Annotated in this window: 14 protein-coding genes; 13 read left to right on the top strand and 1 reads right to left on the bottom strand. The window is 52.5% G+C overall.

Features of this window, described 5'->3' with window-relative positions:
• Positions 1-67: 67 nt before the first annotated feature.
• From GYMC10_RS18320 to GYMC10_RS18290, 7 genes are all read left to right on the top strand, one after another.
• Positions 68-1,084, top strand: a complete 1,017-nt coding sequence (locus GYMC10_RS18320) for a galactose ABC transporter substrate-binding protein (RefSeq protein WP_410002344.1) — start codon at positions 68-70, stop codon at positions 1,082-1,084.
• 116 nt (positions 1,085-1,200) lie between these two features.
• A complete protein-coding gene (locus GYMC10_RS18315) occupies positions 1,201-2,733 on the top strand; it encodes a sugar ABC transporter ATP-binding protein (protein WP_187293031.1) in 1,533 nt (510 codons plus the stop codon).
• Positions 2,711-3,730 (top strand): galactose/methyl galactoside ABC transporter permease MglC, encoded by a 1,020-nt coding sequence (gene mglC / locus GYMC10_RS18310; protein ID WP_015735909.1) that lies wholly within the window; start codon positions 2,711-2,713, stop codon positions 3,728-3,730. The genes GYMC10_RS18315 and mglC overlap by 23 nt, the downstream gene beginning before the upstream one ends.
• Before the next feature lie 166 nt (positions 3,731-3,896).
• Entirely contained in the window at positions 3,897-4,970 is a 1,074-nt protein-coding gene (locus tag GYMC10_RS18305) for a Gfo/Idh/MocA family oxidoreductase (protein ID WP_015735908.1), read from the top strand.
• A gap of 3 nt (positions 4,971-4,973) precedes the next feature.
• Positions 4,974-5,807 carry a sugar phosphate isomerase/epimerase family protein gene (locus tag GYMC10_RS18300; RefSeq protein ID WP_015735907.1) on the top strand — a complete coding sequence of 278 codons (834 nt, stop codon included), beginning with the start codon at positions 4,974-4,976 and terminating at the stop codon, positions 5,805-5,807.
• A gap of 153 nt (positions 5,808-5,960) precedes the next feature.
• A complete protein-coding gene (locus GYMC10_RS18295; protein ID WP_015735906.1) occupies positions 5,961-6,653 on the top strand; it encodes a response regulator transcription factor in 693 nt (230 codons plus the stop codon).
• A complete protein-coding gene (locus GYMC10_RS18290; RefSeq protein WP_015735905.1) occupies positions 6,650-7,735 on the top strand; it encodes a sensor histidine kinase in 1,086 nt (361 codons plus the stop codon). The genes GYMC10_RS18295 and GYMC10_RS18290 overlap by 4 nt, the downstream gene beginning before the upstream one ends.
• A gap of 18 nt (positions 7,736-7,753) precedes the next feature.
• Here GYMC10_RS18290 and GYMC10_RS18285 read toward each other — a convergent pair whose 3' ends face one another.
• Positions 7,754-8,947, bottom strand: a complete 1,194-nt coding sequence (locus GYMC10_RS18285) for a glycoside hydrolase family 88 protein (protein WP_015735904.1) — start codon at positions 8,945-8,947, stop codon at positions 7,754-7,756.
• 271 nt (positions 8,948-9,218) lie between these two features.
• Here GYMC10_RS18285 and GYMC10_RS18280 point away from each other — a divergent pair, with 271 nt between their 5' ends.
• From GYMC10_RS18280 to GYMC10_RS18255, 6 genes are all read left to right on the top strand, one after another.
• Positions 9,219-9,401, top strand: a complete 183-nt coding sequence (locus GYMC10_RS18280) for a tautomerase family protein (protein WP_015735903.1) — start codon at positions 9,219-9,221, stop codon at positions 9,399-9,401.
• 6 nt (positions 9,402-9,407) lie between these two features.
• On the top strand, positions 9,408-10,370 hold the full coding sequence (locus GYMC10_RS18275) for an ABC transporter permease (protein ID WP_015735902.1): 963 nt from the start codon (positions 9,408-9,410) through the stop codon (positions 10,368-10,370).
• An 18-nt stretch (positions 10,371-10,388) separates the two neighbouring features.
• On the top strand, positions 10,389-11,261 hold the full coding sequence (locus tag GYMC10_RS18270) for a carbohydrate ABC transporter permease (RefSeq protein WP_015735901.1): 873 nt from the start codon (positions 10,389-10,391) through the stop codon (positions 11,259-11,261).
• 125 nt (positions 11,262-11,386) lie between these two features.
• Complete coding sequence (locus tag GYMC10_RS18265) at positions 11,387-12,964, top strand: extracellular solute-binding protein (RefSeq protein WP_015735900.1); 1,578 nt, start codon at positions 11,387-11,389, stop codon at positions 12,962-12,964.
• 110 nt (positions 12,965-13,074) lie between these two features.
• Positions 13,075-14,124, top strand: coding sequence for a response regulator (locus GYMC10_RS18260; RefSeq protein WP_015735899.1), 1,050 nt, complete (start codon positions 13,075-13,077; stop codon positions 14,122-14,124).
• On the top strand, positions 14,121-15,992 hold the full coding sequence (locus GYMC10_RS18255) for a sensor histidine kinase (protein ID WP_015735898.1): 1,872 nt from the start codon (positions 14,121-14,123) through the stop codon (positions 15,990-15,992). The genes GYMC10_RS18260 and GYMC10_RS18255 overlap by 4 nt, the downstream gene beginning before the upstream one ends.
• Positions 15,993-15,999 lie beyond the last annotated feature (7 nt).

Below are 15,999 nucleotides of genomic sequence, written 5' to 3'. Positions count from 1 at the left end.
AATATCGAATGAATCAGGGAGGTCAACCCAAGTGAAGAAAAAATGGCTGTTTGTCCTTATGGCAGGCATGATGCTCACCACGGCGGCATGCAACAACGGCGGGAGCAGTTCAACCGGCAGCGATAGCACGGGCGGCGACGCGGTAGGCGGCAGCACGCCTCAAGTCGGGGTGGCGATTTACAAGTTCGACGATACCTTTATGACAGGCGTTCGGAATGCGATGTCCGATGCAGCGAATGGCGTAGCCAAACTGGATATCGTGGATAGTCAAAATGCGCAGCCGACCCAGAATGAGAAAATTGATCTGTTTATCTCGAAAAAATACAGCTCCATGATTATCAACCCCGTGGACCGCACGGCAGCGGGCGTCATTATCGACAAGGCGAAAACCGCCAATACGCCGGTGGTTTTCCTGAATCGGGAGCCGATCGCGGAAGACATGAACAAATGGGATAAGGTTTATTACGTAGGGGCGAAGGCGGAGGAATCCGGCACGATCTCCGGACAGCTGATCGTCGATTATTGGAAAGCGAATCCGAAGGCAGACAAGAACGGGGACGGCAAACTGCAGTATGTGCTGTTGCAGGGGGAGCCGGGCCATCAGGATGCCGAGCTGCGGACCAAATTCTCCGTTCAGGCGATTCAAGACGCCGGCATTGAAGTGGAAGCGCTTGCGGTGGATACCGCCATGTGGGACCGCGTGAAAGGACAGGAGAAGATGCAAACCTTCCTCGCGTCCCATGGCGACAAGATTGAAGCGGTGCTGGCCAACAATGACGATATGGCGCTTGGAGCGATTGAGGCATTGAAAGCGGCAGGTTACTTCAGCGGCGACAAGTACATGCCGGTCGTGGGCGTCGATGCGACGGCTCCCGCCGTCCAGGCGCTGGAAGATGGCACACTCCTCGGAACCGTGCTTAACGACGCCAAGAGCCAGGGCAAAGCCTCCGTTGCCATAGCAGCGGCGCTTTCCAAAGGGGAAGCGCCGAACAAGGAGAATACCGGCTTTGATATTACCGACGGTAAATACGTGTGGATCGCCTACAAAAAAATAACGAAGGACAATATCGCCGACGCGAAATAATGGCAGGGTTACAAGAAGGGGCAGCGGCTCATCGTAGCGTTGTCCCTTTATATTGGACTCTTTTGGCCCGGAATGCGAAGGAGGTATTCAAAGTGGCGGAATCGTATGTGCTGGAGATGCGGAATATATCGAAGGCGTTTCCAGGCGTTCAGGCATTAAGCGACGTAACGTTCAAGGTAAGACCCGGAACCGTGCATGCGCTTATGGGCGAGAACGGGGCCGGCAAATCGACGCTGATGAAATGTTTATTCGGCATCTACAAGCCTGATGAAGGCGACATTTACTTAAACGGCGACAAGGTGGCCATCAACAGCTCCAAGGACGCATTAAATCACGGAATATCCATGATTCATCAGGAGCTTCATCCCGTGCCGCACCGCAATGTGATGGAGAATATATGGCTGGGGAGATTTCCGATGAGGGGCTTCTGGCCCTTGAAATTCGTGAACGAGAAACAGATGGCAGCGGACACCCTTCGGCTGTTCCGCGAGCTTGATATCGATATTGATCCAAGGGCAAGAACAGGAGCGCTTTCTGTGTCCAAGATCCAATCGCTAGAGATTGTCAAAGCGGTGTCCTATCACTCCAAAGTGATCGTAATGGACGAACCGACCTCATCTCTGACCGGGAACGAGGTGGAGCATCTGTTCAGCATCATGAACAGGCTGCGGTCGCAGGGCGTGTCCATCGTCTACATCTCGCACAAAATGGAAGAAATTCTGCGCATATCCGATGATGTCACGATCATGCGGGACGGGAAGTACGTGGGAACCTGGCAAGCAGGAGAATTGACGACCGATTTGATCATTACCCGCATGGTGGGGCGGGATATGACGGAGCGCTATCCTGAACGGACGAACATTCCGGGCGAAACCCGGATGCAGGTCCGCCAATTAAGCTCCACTAATCCGAAGTCGTTTCAGAATGTATCCTTCGAGCTGAGAAAGGGCGAGATTCTGGGCATTGGCGGCCTTGTCGGCGCTCAGCGCACGGAATTGGTTGAGGCTCTCTTCGGGCTTCGTCCGGTGGCCTCCGGAACCATATCGATTAACGGGAAACCAGTGAAGATCAAGTCGCCTTCCGATGCGAAGAAAAACAACATGGCACTGCTGACGGAGGAGCGTAGAGTCACCGGCATATTCCCGGTACTCTCGGTCTACGAGAATACGGTCATTGCCAATCTTCGAAGGTATCAGAATTGGGCGTTCCTGCTGAATGAACGCAGAGGCATCGAGGATGCGCGAACGAACGTGGAGAAGCTGAGAACCAAGACGCCATCGGTCAATACCCAGATTCGAAATCTGTCGGGCGGGAACCAGCAGAAGGTGCTGCTGGCGAGATGGCTGCTAACGGAGCCCGAGATCCTGCTGCTGGATGAGCCGACCCGCGGGATCGATGTGGGCGCCAAGTTCGAGATTTATTCCATCATTACGCAGCTGGCGACGCAAGGGAAGAGCATCATTATGATTTCCTCCGAAATGCCCGAGCTGCTCGGAATGTCCGACCGGATCATGGTGATGAGCGAAGGGCGGATGACGGGAATTCTGGAAGGGCAGGAAGCAAGCGAAGAGGAAATCATGCGGCTGGCCGCACAGCAGCGGTCGGCCGATCCGGGAGGGGAAGTCGATGAATTCGCAAGCCATCGTTAAGGTTAAAGATTATTTGGCGCAGCGCGCCATATTCGTAGTATTGATACTGCTCGTCATCGGGATTGCCGTCGCGGATCCCAACTTTCTGGCCTTTTCCACATTGCGGGATATTCTGCAGCAATCCTCGACCAGATTGATCATCGCGCTGGGAGCGGCATTCATTCTGATCACCGGCGGGGTAGACCTTTCCGCAGGTCGCGTCGTAGGCTTAACCGCGGTCGTATCGGCTTCGATGCTGCAAACGGAGGTTTATGCGAACCGCTTTTTCCCGGATTTGCCCCAGGTATCGGTTCTATTGCCGATCCTGATCGGTATCGTAGCGGGGCTTATCGTCGGTCTAATCAATGGCTTCATTGTTGCCAAGCTGCATGTGCCGCCGTTCATAGCGACGCTCGGTACGATGGTCGGGATCTACGGCGTCAATTCCATCTATTTTGATATGGAGCCGAACCAGTCCCAGCCGATCGGCGGCTTACGACCGGATTTTACCGTGTGGGGCAGCGGCTACATCGACTTCGGCGGCGGTTACTCACTCCCTTACATCGTCATCATCGCTATCTTTGTTGCGTTCGTCTGCTGGGTCATCTTCAACAAGACCCGGCTCGGCAAAAACATGTATGCCATTGGCGGCAACGTGCAAGCTGCGCATGTATCGGGGATCAATGTCGCTCGCAATCTCATCGCGATCTACGCTATTTCCGGTGCGCTGTACGGCATCGCCGGCGTGCTGGAGGCTGCAAGAACCGGTGGTGCGACCAACAACTATGGCAACATGTATGAACTTGATGCGATAGCGGCATGCGTGGTCGGAGGCGTATCCACGGCTGGCGGCATCGGCACGGTGCCCGGCGTGATGGCCGGGGTTCTGATCTTCGGCGTTATCAATTACGGGTTAACCTTTATCGGCGTCAGTCCCTATTGGCAATTGATCATCAAAGGCCTTATTATCGTAGCAGCGGTAGCATTTGACATTCGCAAATACATGGCAAAAAAATAAGAGGGAATGCAGCCGCAGGAGTATATCCTGCGGCTTTTGCCATAGATTATAGAATTTATTAGTTTTCAGCGGAGCCGCAGAAAAACTTCCTCTAACAGCGGTCCGTTTCTGAGAAAGTACGTCGATCGGCGTTTTTTCTAAATCATCAACTACAGGAGGTGCTGTCATGGCCGAGAATAGAACGACATTGAATGCAGCCGTGCTGGGCTGCGGCCCCATATCGCAGTACGGACACTTCGAAGCTTGCCGGAGGGCGCGCAATGCACGCCTTTATGCGATATGCGACGTAGCGGAGGATTTGCTGAACCGCATGGCCGAAATCCATCAGCCGGTACGAACCTACAAGGATTATGACAAGATGCTGGCAGATCCCGAGGTGGAAGCTGTCATCATTGGCATCGCGGATCAATTTCACGTGAAAGCCGCCCTTAAAGCCATCGAAGCAGGAAAACATGTTCTCGTGGAGAAGCCGCTTGGCGTCACCGTAGAAGAGTGTGAGGAATTGCAGCGGAGAGCAAGGGATTCCGGTTGTGTTGTCCAAATCGGAAACATGAAACGCTTTGATCCCGGCATCGCTTATGCCAAACGGTTTATTGATCAAGAGATGGGGGAGATGCTCGCCCTGAAAGCATGGTACTGCGATTCCACCTACCGGTATACGGTCACCGAAAACGTGCAGCCGCTGGTGCGGCTTAGTCCGAATGCCCTGAGGCCGGAAGGTAATCCGAAGCTCGATAAGCTGCGTTATTACATGCTGACGCATGGCAGCCATCTGGTGGATACGGCCCGCTTTTTAGGGGGGGACCTGGTGAGCGTGACGGCCTGGAATACGCAGAAGTTCGGCGCATATAACTGGTTCGTCACGGTTCAGTTTGCATCGGGCGCTGTAGGGCATCTGGATCTTACGGTCGCCGTCCGGATGGACTGGCATGAAGGCTTTCAAATTTACGGTGAACACGGAAGCGTTGTTGGCAAGACCTACAATCCATGGCTCTTCAAGTCAAGCGACGTCGAGGTGTTCTCCTCGCGCGACGGTTGTTATCACAGGCCGCTAGGCGAAGATGCGCATTTCTTCAAGCTGCAGGTTGAAGGATTCGCGGATACGATTCTGGAGCAGGCACCCATGCGAGGAGCCAATCTGGATGACGGAGTAGCGGCCATGCGCGCGATGGCGGCGATTGCCAGATCCGTTGAGAGCGGCAAGACGGTAAAGCTGGCTGAAGTATCGGGAGGCGTATGAGTGATGAAATTGGGCATATTCTCCAAGACGTTTGAGAGGCCGACACTGGAAGAAAACTTGGACGCTGTCATAGCAACCGGATTGGAGGTCATCCAGTTCAATCTTTCCTGCGCCGCTCTTTCGTCGCTGCCGGAGGCCGTCGATCTGGGGACCGCGGCACATATCCAAGCTGCGTGCGAGAATCGGCATCTTCATATGGCGGCCGTATCCGGGACCTTTAATATGATCCACCCCGATCAGGAGAAACGGCAGCATGACATTCGCCGGTTTCGCCATTTGGCAGCGATGTGCCATTTCATGGGGACGTCGGTCATTACCCTGTGCACAGGGACGAGGGATCCAATCGATATGTGGAGAAGACATCCGGACAACGATTCGCCGGAAGCATGGGATGATCTGCTGATCACCATGCAGGCACTGGTGAATATAGCAGAGGAATTCGGGCTCGAGCTGGCCGTTGAACCGGAGCCGGCCAATGTGATCAGCGATGCCGTTAAAGCCAGACAACTCCTGGATACGATGTGTACTCCGCGGTTGAAGGTGGTACTGGACGCAGCGAATTTGTTCAACCCGAACGACGGAAAGGCTTTGACAGAGGTAGTAGATCAAGCGCTGTCACTGCTCGGTGAACATGTTATTATCGCTCATGCCAAGGATTATTCGACTGTAGATGGGTTCCGGTACAGGGCTGCCGGGACCGGAGAACTGGATTATGAAGCATACATTCAACTTCTGCGCGCTTATCGTTTTAACGGACCGCTGATTCTTCATGGCTTGCACGAACAGCAGGTGCCGCAAAGCGTCTCTTATCTGAAGTCTCTTATAAATGCCACGTGATGAAACGACAGGCTACCATGAAGCCCAAGAAACGCATGGGCTTCATGGACCATCTTGTTGATCCTCATGGAATCTTCACAAGTTTCAGTTACAATGGAGACTTATGTTACAGTTGACTTGTACTGATGACGGATTCTATAAGGAGATACCGGAATGAAAACCATATTAATCGTGGATGATGAACCGAATATTCGAGAAGTTCTTGTATCTTATTTGAACAAAGAACGTTACTTGACGCTGGAAGCGGCGAACGGTGCCGAGGCATTCGATTGCCTGCGAGGACAAGCCGTGGACCTTGTCCTATTGGACCTCATGCTGCCGGATATGGACGGTGAACGGATATGCAAGGAAATTCGAACGTTTAGCTCGGTCCCCATCGTGATGTTAACGGCTAAGGTGGCTCAGAGCAGCCGGATTGGCGGATTTGCGATCGGAGCCGATGATTACATCGTGAAGCCGTTCGACCCTCGGGAAGTCGTGGCAAGGATCAAGGCTGTCTTGAGGCGGGGGGATGACTGCAAGCTGCTCGCGGACGTCATTGTGTATGATGAAGGCGCATTGGTCATCCATTCCATGAAGCATGAGGTCACCAGCCATGGACAAATCGTGAATTTGACGCCGAGCGAATATAAACTGCTGCTGCTGTTGGCCAAATACCCGCAGCGGAACTTCTCTCGCGAGGAACTGGTCGACCGGGTATTAGGCTACGATTTTATCGGCGACATCCGCATCATCGATCAGCATATAAAGAATCTGCGTCAAAAGATTGAATCCGACCCAAAGCAGCCGAAATATATCCTCACCGTTTACGGATTCGGCTATCGCTTCGGAGGTGACGGGGCTTGAAGCATCGGCTTGACCTGAGGCTCGCCGCCATCATTATCAGCATCACGGCAGGGATCCTGATCGTGTTTACCGTGATCAACATCGTGACGAACCATTACCATATCGCGATGTACCAGCAGCAGTCCAGCGGGCACAGCGGAATGGATGAGCTGAACTATCATCTGGAGCAGGCGCAGATGCAATCGATTATCTTAACCTGCCTGTTATCGATTGCCATAGCCTCCATAATAGGAATCTATGTAGCAAGAAGGATATCGGCTCCCCTTGTCCAGATGAAGCGGGCGGCAGAAATGATGACGCAGGGAAATTGGGATATCCGCGTGGCAGCCGGAGGGTACGATGAAATTGCGGGGCTTGGTGCTTCTCTGAATGAGCTTGCAGTGCAGCTGCAGAAACAGGAGTTGCTTCGCAGGAACATGACGCAGGATATCGCTCATGAACTCCGAACGCCGCTAACCACCTTAAAGAGTCACACCCGTGCACTCGAGGACGGGGTATGGGAGCCGACTGCAGACCGTTTCCGCACCTGCTTGGATGAAATCGACCGTTTGATTCAGCTCGTCACGGAGCTGGAGGAGCTGCACGATATGGAATCCCCGGAGTTTCAGCTGTCCCGGTCCGAGCAGGATCTGAGCCATATTATGGAGAGAGCCGTCATGTTGGCGAAGGCGATGTATCATGAAAAAGAAGTGAGTTTGCAATATGCCGGCAGTTCGTCGATCGCAGTCGAGGTGGATCCAGACCGGATGCACCAGATTCTGATCAATGTGTTAAGCAATGCCTTGCACTACACCCCGTCCGGCGGTACGGTGCAAGCCGATCTCGTGGACGAAGGGGCCGATGCCCTGATTCGAATTCGGGATTCGGGACAGGGCATCTCCCAATCCGATCTGCCGTATATATTCGAAAGGCTGTATCGGGGCGATAAGTCGAGGAATCGGTTAAGCGGCGGAAGCGGAATGGGGCTGGCCATCGTCAAGCAGCTGGTTTCCGCTCATGGCGGTCACGTGTGGGCCGAAAGCGGAGATGAGCATGTTGGCGGCAGCTGCTTCTATATTCGGATTCCGAAAAAGAATGAATGAACACGACAAAAAACCGGATCAGAAGATCCGGTTTTTCCATCCCATTAGCTTGGCTGCGCTCTCAACATAATAGTAATCGCCATAGATGAGCGAGACGTTTATATTTTGTCCGGCAGGCAGATGCCCGGTGGCCTCTTTCAGTATGCCTTCATAATCCGGATCATCCCATTCGGCGTAACGGTTCGTCAAGGAGTCGATGATACGCAAGGCACTGCCGCGGTACAGAGCGCTTTCGGCTTGCGGGACGAGGTCCGCGATTTCAAGCAGCCCGGAAGCGGCGCAGGATGCCGCAGATGTATCCCTTGGCTCCGATGGCATTTGGGATGGTTCCGTCCCGTCATAATCGGGACGTTTCAAATCCTTGCGTTCCGCCCGAAAATCCCAAAGCGGAATGGAATCTTCCTCAAGGGAAGCCACAAAGAAATGAGCGACTCGCTTGGCAGCGTCGAGATACCGAATATCGCCGGTATACCGATAGGTGTTCGCCATCCCGTGCAAAGCCCAGGCTGCTCCCCGGCTCCAGGCCGATTCCGGTCCAAAGCCTTGCCCTCCAAGCGATTCCATATATTCGCCCGTCAACGGGTCAAACCGGCAGATGTGCCGAACCGAGCCGTCGGGTCTAATGAAATGTTCAGCAACCGTATTGGCCTGCTCTCTGGCGATATGAGCGAATCTCGGATCGCCGCTCTCCTCGGAAGCCCAGAACAAGAGGGAGAGATTCATGGTGGAATCGATGATGGACCAGCCTTCGTTTCCGTGGTTCCACGAGGTAGGCTTCACCTGATTCCAAGCGCGAATGAATCTGCCGACGGGGTTATACCTTCCTGCGAGCAGGGTAGCCGCCAACAATCCTCTCCGCCTGGCATCCGGATCGCCGGTCAGTTTATATTTGATGACGGCCGTCGGCAGAAATTGAAAACCTACATCGTGATGAAAGTTACTGTCTCCGATCAGCGCCTCTTCAAGCCGAATATCCCATTCCCAAGCCCATTCCTTATACTGCGGCTGCTTGGTCATATCATACATCATCCATAGCATCCCCGGCCAAAAACCGGAGGTCCACCAATCGATCCGGGTGGAATCATAGATCCCGTTCTTTGTGGCATGGGGAACTTTGCCTTGGAGCTGACCCGTCATACGCGTTACTTTCTTTTCGAGTTTTCCCCATAACGACGCATAGGTCGTTACCTCTTCCTTCACTTGTCCGTTCATCGCTAACCTCCCATAACTGATGGCATCGAGCGGCCCGTGTTTGCATCTGCTTGGCATCTGCTTTGAACCATTGTTCCACAGAACGCTTCGAATTTCTAGACCAGCCGTTTAAAAACTGTTGAAATCACAAGCCGAACTTAAAAAAACACAAGCCGCCGATCCACCTAAAAAAAACACAAAGGAACCGATCTTCCTCCATTGCTGCCCGGTCATGAAAACCTATAGGATAAGGATATTCATCACATCCATTTCCTAAGGAGGCGATCAGCCGATGCCGCAAATTACGATTAAAATGTACGAAGGACGCACGGATGAGCAGAAGAACGAAATCGTTGACGTTTTTACAAAGGAGCTGTCGCGGATCATTGACCGGGAGCCTAAATTTATCAGCATCCGGTTTGACGAAATTCCGATAGATGACAACGCACCGGCCCATTTGAGAAACAAGAGGTGATGACAGATGGCCGAGCCAAACAAAGCAGCGGTAAGCCCGATTCTGGAGGGAAAGCTTGATAAACGGAGAAAGCTGCTCGGATTCATGTGGAAATATAGGGCGCTGTACTTCATATCGCTGCCGGGACTGCTGTTCTTCGCATTGTTCAAATATGTTCCGTTAATGGGCTCCGTGATCGCATTCCAGAACTACAATTTGTTTGCGGGCGTAACGGGAAGTCCCTGGGTGGGCCTTGAGCACTTTGGGCGAATGTTCCAGCACTATGATTTTCTGAAAATTCTGCGCAATACGCTTCTGCTGGGTACTTATGACATTCTGTTTGCTTTTACGGCCCCCATCGTCCTGGCTTTATTGCTGAATGAGGTTCGCCAGGTCGTTTACAAGAAAATTGTCCAGACGATATTCTATGCGCCGCATTTTCTGTCATGGGTTATTGTAAGCGGTATCTTTGTGGGCATCCTGTCTCCATCATCGGGGATCGTGAACGTGGTGCTCGGGTGGTTCGGCATCGAACCGATCTATTTCCTAGGCGAAGATTCCTACATTCGAACGGTATTGGTGGGCTCCGGATTATGGAGAGATGTCGGCTGGGGAACCATCATCTATCTGGCGGCGCTCGCAGGCATCAATCCGGATCTCTACGAAGCCTCCGAAATCGACGGAGCGGGGAGATGGCGCCAAACCCTAAGCATTACCCTGCCGGCGCTGCTTCCCGTGATCACGATCCTGTTCCTGCTCAAGATCGGGGATTTCATGGATTACGGGTTTGAACGCGTATTCGTGTTTCAGAACCCGCTTAACATCCAGTCCAGCGAAATTTTGGACACATATATTTACAAAGCCGGCTTGCAGCAGCTTCAGTACAGTTATGCCACCGCCATCGGGGTGTTCAAGTCCGTTGTCGGCTTGTTCCTGATCGCCATTGCAAACACCATCAGCAAGAAAGCGACCGGCGAGTCGCTGTATTAGAGGGGAGTGACCACCAACGTGAAATATGACAGTGCAGGCAGAAAAATGTTTCTTGTATTCAACTATATCATCCTTACCTTTCTTGCACTCACCATGCTGCTCCCTTTTCTCAATGTCATTGCCCAGTCGTTCAGCAGCCCGGGCGCTATCGATCGCGGAGAAGTGATGTTCTGGCCGGTGGAATTCACCTTTGCATACTACAAGCATGTATTCAATGATGTTTCCATCTGGAGGGCATTCGGGATCAGCGTCTATATTACGATATTCGGAACCTTCATCAATCTGGCAGCAACCGCTTCGCTGGCGTACCCGCTCTCCAGGCCCGAATACGTCGGCAGAAAAACCATCATGATTATCATCCTGTTGACCATGATTTTTACGGCACCACTCATCCCGCAATTCATTCTGATGCGTGAGCTGAATCTCGTCAACACGCTGTGGTCCTTGATGCTGCCATCGGCGATCAGCGCATTCAACCTGTTTGTGCTTCGCACGTTCTTCACCCAAATTCCGGGCGAACTGATCGATTCGTCCCGAATCGACGGATGCAGCGAGGTCCGTACTTTATGGAGCATCGTGCTTCCGTTATCCAAGCCGGCGCTGGCGACGGTAGGGATTTTCTATTCCGTAACGAATTGGAACAAATATATGGATGCCCTTTACTATATCAATGACCGCAGCAAGTATCCGCTCCAGGTAAAATTGAGGGAACTTCTGGTGAACGAGGGCCTGACCGATACGGGCAACATGGCGTTCGAAGCAAGCTCCCAGTCCGTGCAGGGCATTCAGATGGCGGTTATTCTGGTAGCCACGCTGCCCATCATTCTCTTGTATCCGTTTCTGCAGCGCTTCTTCATTCACGGGATGATGATCGGGTCGATCAAAGAATAGCCCTAAAAAAACGACAAACCGAGCCAAAGACATTCCTTGTTCCCGCCCAGACGGCTCTCTATACTGATAATAAGTTTGAAAGCGCTATTATAAGCGACTATATTAGCTTGAAAAGAGGGGTATTCATGAGAAAAAGCTGGACACGTGCGCTTACGTCAGGTCTTGTACTGGCCATGCTCGTCGGCTGTGCGGGCAATAATGGCGGAGGCGGAGGAGCCAACGCCGGGGGCGACGGCCAAGGCGGGAATGAAGCGGGAGCCACGAAATTTTCCATTTCGATGCGGACGCTTAACGTTTCCTACGTTGAGAAGAATCCGGATATCAACAAGGATAAGTACGTGCTGGAGCTAGAGAAAATGACGAATACGGACCTCGATATCCGCCTCATTCCGCATAACGAATATCAGGATAAAATGGTGCAGATGTTCGCAACGAACGACATACCGGATGTGGTGCAGGGCACTGGCGGAATCAGCGGTCCCGAGCTGGCGGGTGCCGTGGAGAACGGAGTCTTTCTTCCGCTCAACGACCTGCTGCAGGAGCACGGACAGGACCTGCTCAAGTTTATCCCCGAGGAAGCCTGGAAGCGGATGACGGATTCCAAGACGGGCAATATCTATGGGATTCCCGAAATCTTGTCCAATCCGTCCAGACGGGCCACATGGATTCGGACCGACCTGCTGGAAAAGGTAGGCAAGGAGATCCCGACAACGGTGGAAGAGACGATGGAGGTTCTGCGCGCGTTCAAGGAAGCCGGGGTGGAGCAGCCTTATGCGGGACGTCAGAATTTCAAATATGCCGATACCTTCTTCGGAGCCTATGACGTGCTGGGTTACCTGAACCAATTCAAGGTGTTCCCGGACGGGCAAGTAAAGCCCACCTTTTTTGACGAAGAAAATATGAAGCAGGCCATTCAGATCTATAAGACGATGCATGAGGAAGGATTGATCAGCAAGGAATTCGCGACCATTGAAAGCGCGGATTTCAAATCCATCGTCACGAGCGGCAAAGCCGGCATGTGGTCTATGAATGCCAACGAGCTTCCGATCTGGGGAACCCAGCTGAAGGAGAATGTGCCGGACGCGAAAGTGGCGCTGATTCCTTCGCCTGTAGGACCTGACGGTAAAGGGGGATATGCCCATTATAATCCGGTCACGCGTTCCTTCTTCATCAACGCGAAGGCGAAGGACAAAGCGGAGGATATCGTGAAGTTCTTCAACTGGATGGTCAGTGAGGACGCGGAATTGTTCTTCAGCTTCGGCATCGAGGGCGAGGATTATCAGGTAACCGACGGAAAGCCGGTCTTCGAGGTGCCGACGGACGCGGCAGGCGCGGATAAGATGCGTTATTTGAACTACTGGCTGTGGCTGGTGCAGGACACAACGTACAACAAACGCGTGTCCGAATTGTCCGATTCCGGCAAAGAGCTGATTGATGCTTTTGATAACATGTTATCGACTGAGGGCCGCCGCGGAATAGAATTCGACCCGAGACTGGAGGCGATGGTGAAATATCCGGAGCTGAATCCGAAATCGGATGAACTGCCTCCGCTGATTCTGGAGCACGTGCTCCGCATGGTATACGGAAGGGAGCCGATCGATAACTACGGCAAGGTGCTCGAGGAGTATCTGTCGAAGGGCGGTAAAGAGATTATTGAGGAAGCCACAAAACGATACAACGAAAAAGAAAACGCTTTCGAATAGGCGGGGCATGTTTTAGTATAGTGTTGAAGAATGACTCCTCTGCTTGTCCAAGCAGAGGAGTATCTTGCTAAAGCTAAACTACTCTCGCTGTTTTGAAAGGGGAATAGGTGATGTACCGCATTCTGGTCGTTGATGATGAACCTATGATAAGGATGGGCTTGGCGAAACTGATCACGCAGACGGATCCGGCCATGATTCAAGCGGAAACGGCCGGAAACGGCATGGAAGCATTGGAAGCGATCCAGACGGCACGACCGGACTTCATATTTACGGATATCAAGATGCCCAAGATGGACGGCCTGGAGTTAAGCAAGCAGTTATATGAAACATACGGCGATATCACGGTCGTTGTCATCTCCGGTTACGGCGATTTCGAATACGCCCAGAAATGCATGTCGTATGGGGTTAAGGAATATCTGCTCAAGCCCGTGACCAAATCGGTGGTACATAACACCATGAACAAATTGATGGCGGATCGAATATCCATGCAGGAGAAGCAGCGGTTCTATTTTCCGCTTTCCAAGCTGGAGGATTGGCTGGAGCAGCTCGAGCTGGCCGTATGGCATTTGCAAATGAACGATATCCAGATGAAGCTGCAGGAAATCGAGGATTATTGCAATGAGCGCCGGTTCGAATCGATCCAGCTTCAGGAGCTGCTGGATGAGCTGTACGCGAAATTGATCAAGCAGTTAAACGGCAGGGACGTATATTCGTTCGAACGCATGACGGGAATATCGGGGCCTGCGCCCGGAGGGAACCATCATTATTTCGAGAGATTTCGTCTGGCCGTGAATCAGACGGTGAAACTCATACGCGAGAAGAGAAAAGGAAATGCGAAGGAGCCTGTAGAGGAAGCGAAAGCCTATATCGAGCGTAACTTGTCCCGCGATCTCTCGCTGGATGAGGTGGCCGACATGCTTGGACTCAACCCGTCGTATTTCAGCCAGCTGTTCAAGCAGATGACGGACGAGACCTTTGTCCATTACCGGATCAAGAAACGAATGGAGAAGGCGAAGAAGCTCCTTGCCATTCCGCATTATAAAATAACGGACATTTCGTTCGAAGTGGGGTATGCGGATCATCCCCATTTTACCAAAACCTTTAAGAAGGTCACCGGTTACACCCCTTCCGAATACCGGGAGATGCTGGGGATCGAATGATGCGGAAGAGCCTGTCCCGTCAAATCTTCCTGTACTTCTTCATCGTCGTGATGTTCTCGCTTACCACGGTCGGCGTCTTCTTCTACATGAAATCATCCGAAGCGATTGACGAGCAGGTCGAGAAGTATATGACCACCGTCATCACGAACGCCGCAAGGCAAACGGATAATCAGCTGAAAATGTTCGAGCGGATCAGCAATACGATTTTGCTGCAGGATTCGGTGAAACGATTTTTGGATATGGACCCCAGCGACAGTTACGAGCATTACCGGTTCACCCATCTCATCCGAAAGGATGTCTTTCAGAAGATTTTCATTCAATACCCCACGCAGACCCATATGATGTATATTCTGGGGTTCCATGGCCGTTCGATTTTCGATCAGAACCAGAATTTCTCCGCCATGTCGATCGATCCGTCGGACCGACTTCGTGAATTGACGGAGAAGACGCCGGGGAACGGGGAGATCGTCATCTTGAAGACCAGCCTGCTGGAACAGGATCGCGACAACGTCATTACGGTTGCCCGCAAAATCCGTGGAATGAATTCCTACGACGTTAAAGGCGTGCTTGCAGTAGAATTCAATGAAGATCAGCTGTCGGGTTTATGGAATGGCGTCGACCTGGGGGAACAGGGTTTCTTTTTCATCCTGGATCGTGAAGGCGAGGTCGTTTATGCCCCAGAGCACGTGGATATGGAGGGAATCACGACCACGGACCTGCCGAAGCGCATTATCGCCAAGGGCGATCATCGCTTCATTGAACCGGTATTAGGCGAGAAAGCGATGATCATCTCGCGCCAGTCCGAATATTCGGGCTGGAGCCTCGTCATTATGATGCCGCTGGATGAGCTCCGGGCGCCGATTTCGGGCATCCGCTCCACCACCATTATCGTAGGCTTTGTCACCTTGTTCATTGCGCTCGTTCTGGCATACAGATTCGGGAAATCGATCGTGAATCCGATCCGCAATTTGAAGAACGGGATGAGGCAGACGGAGAAGGGGAACTGGACGCACATCACCGACGTGAAACCGCGCGAGGATGAAATCGGGGGATTGATCCACAGCTACAATCTCATGGTCAGCCGGTTGTCCGACATGATCGAGCAGGTATACGACACGGAGCTCCACAACCAAAAGACGCAGCTGGAGCTGCAGGACATCCAGCTGGAGCGCCAGCGTGCCGAGTTTCAGGCGCTTCAATTGCAGATCAATCCGCATTTTTTGTACAACACGCTGGAAACGATCAACTGTTACGCGATCGTTCAGGATTCGGACGAAATTTCGGACATGGTGGAGGCCATGGCTTTCATGCTTCGATATTCCATTCAGACCAATCTGGAGGAAATCACGATTGCCAACGAGCTGAACCATGTGCGGCATTACATGATGATCTTGAAGCATCGGATCGGGCGCGATTTTGAGATCGAGGTGGCAACGCCGCCCGAGCTCCTGTTGGAGAAGATGGTCAGGCTCTCCCTGCAGCCGATTGTGGAGAATATATTCCAGCATGCCTTTCCGGAAGGAATCGAGGCGTGGCATTACATTCGGATTGATACGAGAGTCGACGGAGACAATTTGCTGGTCATTGTCGAGGACAACGGGGCAGGCATTGCGGACCATAAGCTTCATAAACTGCGCAAAAGGCTCGAGGAAAACCGCCTGGTCGATGATGAAGAGGGGAAACGCGCCAGGCGCAGAGGCGGCATCGGCATCGTGAACGTCCATCGCCGAATTCAGATGGTTTACGGCGAAGCGTACGGGATAACGGTTCATAGTTCGCCGAGTCAAGGCACAAGCATCGTCATGACGATGCCGCGAATGGAAAGAAAATGTGAGCAAGAAAACAGGCTGAAACAGCTGCAAACCTAATCAGGAG

This window comes from Paenibacillus sp. Y412MC10, assembly GCF_000024685.1.
In the GTDB taxonomy this organism is placed as follows: domain Bacteria; phylum Bacillota; class Bacilli; order Paenibacillales; family Paenibacillaceae; genus Paenibacillus_AQ; species Paenibacillus_AQ lautus_A.
The sequence above is the reverse complement of the archived record's forward strand: the minus strand, read 5'-3'. Positions and strand labels throughout refer to the sequence as shown.

What these genes read in the sequence shown, in the direction of transcription:
- GYMC10_RS18305 (WP_015735908.1), top strand. Translation starts at nt 3,897, where the DNA reads ATGGCCGAGAATAGAACGACATTGAATGCAGCCGTGCTGGGCTGCGGC.
- GYMC10_RS18255 (WP_015735898.1), top strand. Translation starts at nt 14,121, where the DNA reads ATGATGCGGAAGAGCCTGTCCCGTCAAATCTTCCTGTACTTCTTCATC.
- GYMC10_RS18265 (WP_015735900.1), top strand. Translation starts at nt 11,387, where the DNA reads ATGAGAAAAAGCTGGACACGTGCGCTTACGTCAGGTCTTGTACTGGCC.
- GYMC10_RS18320 (WP_410002344.1), top strand. Translation starts at nt 68, where the DNA reads ATGATGCTCACCACGGCGGCATGCAACAACGGCGGGAGCAGTTCAACC.
- GYMC10_RS18315 (WP_187293031.1), top strand. Translation starts at nt 1,201, where the DNA reads ATGCGGAATATATCGAAGGCGTTTCCAGGCGTTCAGGCATTAAGCGAC.
- GYMC10_RS18300 (WP_015735907.1), top strand. Translation starts at nt 4,974, where the DNA reads ATGAAATTGGGCATATTCTCCAAGACGTTTGAGAGGCCGACACTGGAA.
- GYMC10_RS18260 (WP_015735899.1), top strand. Translation starts at nt 13,075, where the DNA reads ATGTACCGCATTCTGGTCGTTGATGATGAACCTATGATAAGGATGGGC.
- GYMC10_RS18295 (WP_015735906.1), top strand. Translation starts at nt 5,961, where the DNA reads ATGAAAACCATATTAATCGTGGATGATGAACCGAATATTCGAGAAGTT.
- mglC (WP_015735909.1), top strand. Translation starts at nt 2,711, where the DNA reads ATGAATTCGCAAGCCATCGTTAAGGTTAAAGATTATTTGGCGCAGCGC.
- GYMC10_RS18280 (WP_015735903.1), top strand. Translation starts at nt 9,219, where the DNA reads ATGCCGCAAATTACGATTAAAATGTACGAAGGACGCACGGATGAGCAG.
- GYMC10_RS18285 (WP_015735904.1), bottom strand. Translation starts at nt 8,947, where the DNA reads ATGAACGGACAAGTGAAGGAAGAGGTAACGACCTATGCGTCGTTATGG.
- GYMC10_RS18275 (WP_015735902.1), top strand. Translation starts at nt 9,408, where the DNA reads ATGGCCGAGCCAAACAAAGCAGCGGTAAGCCCGATTCTGGAGGGAAAG.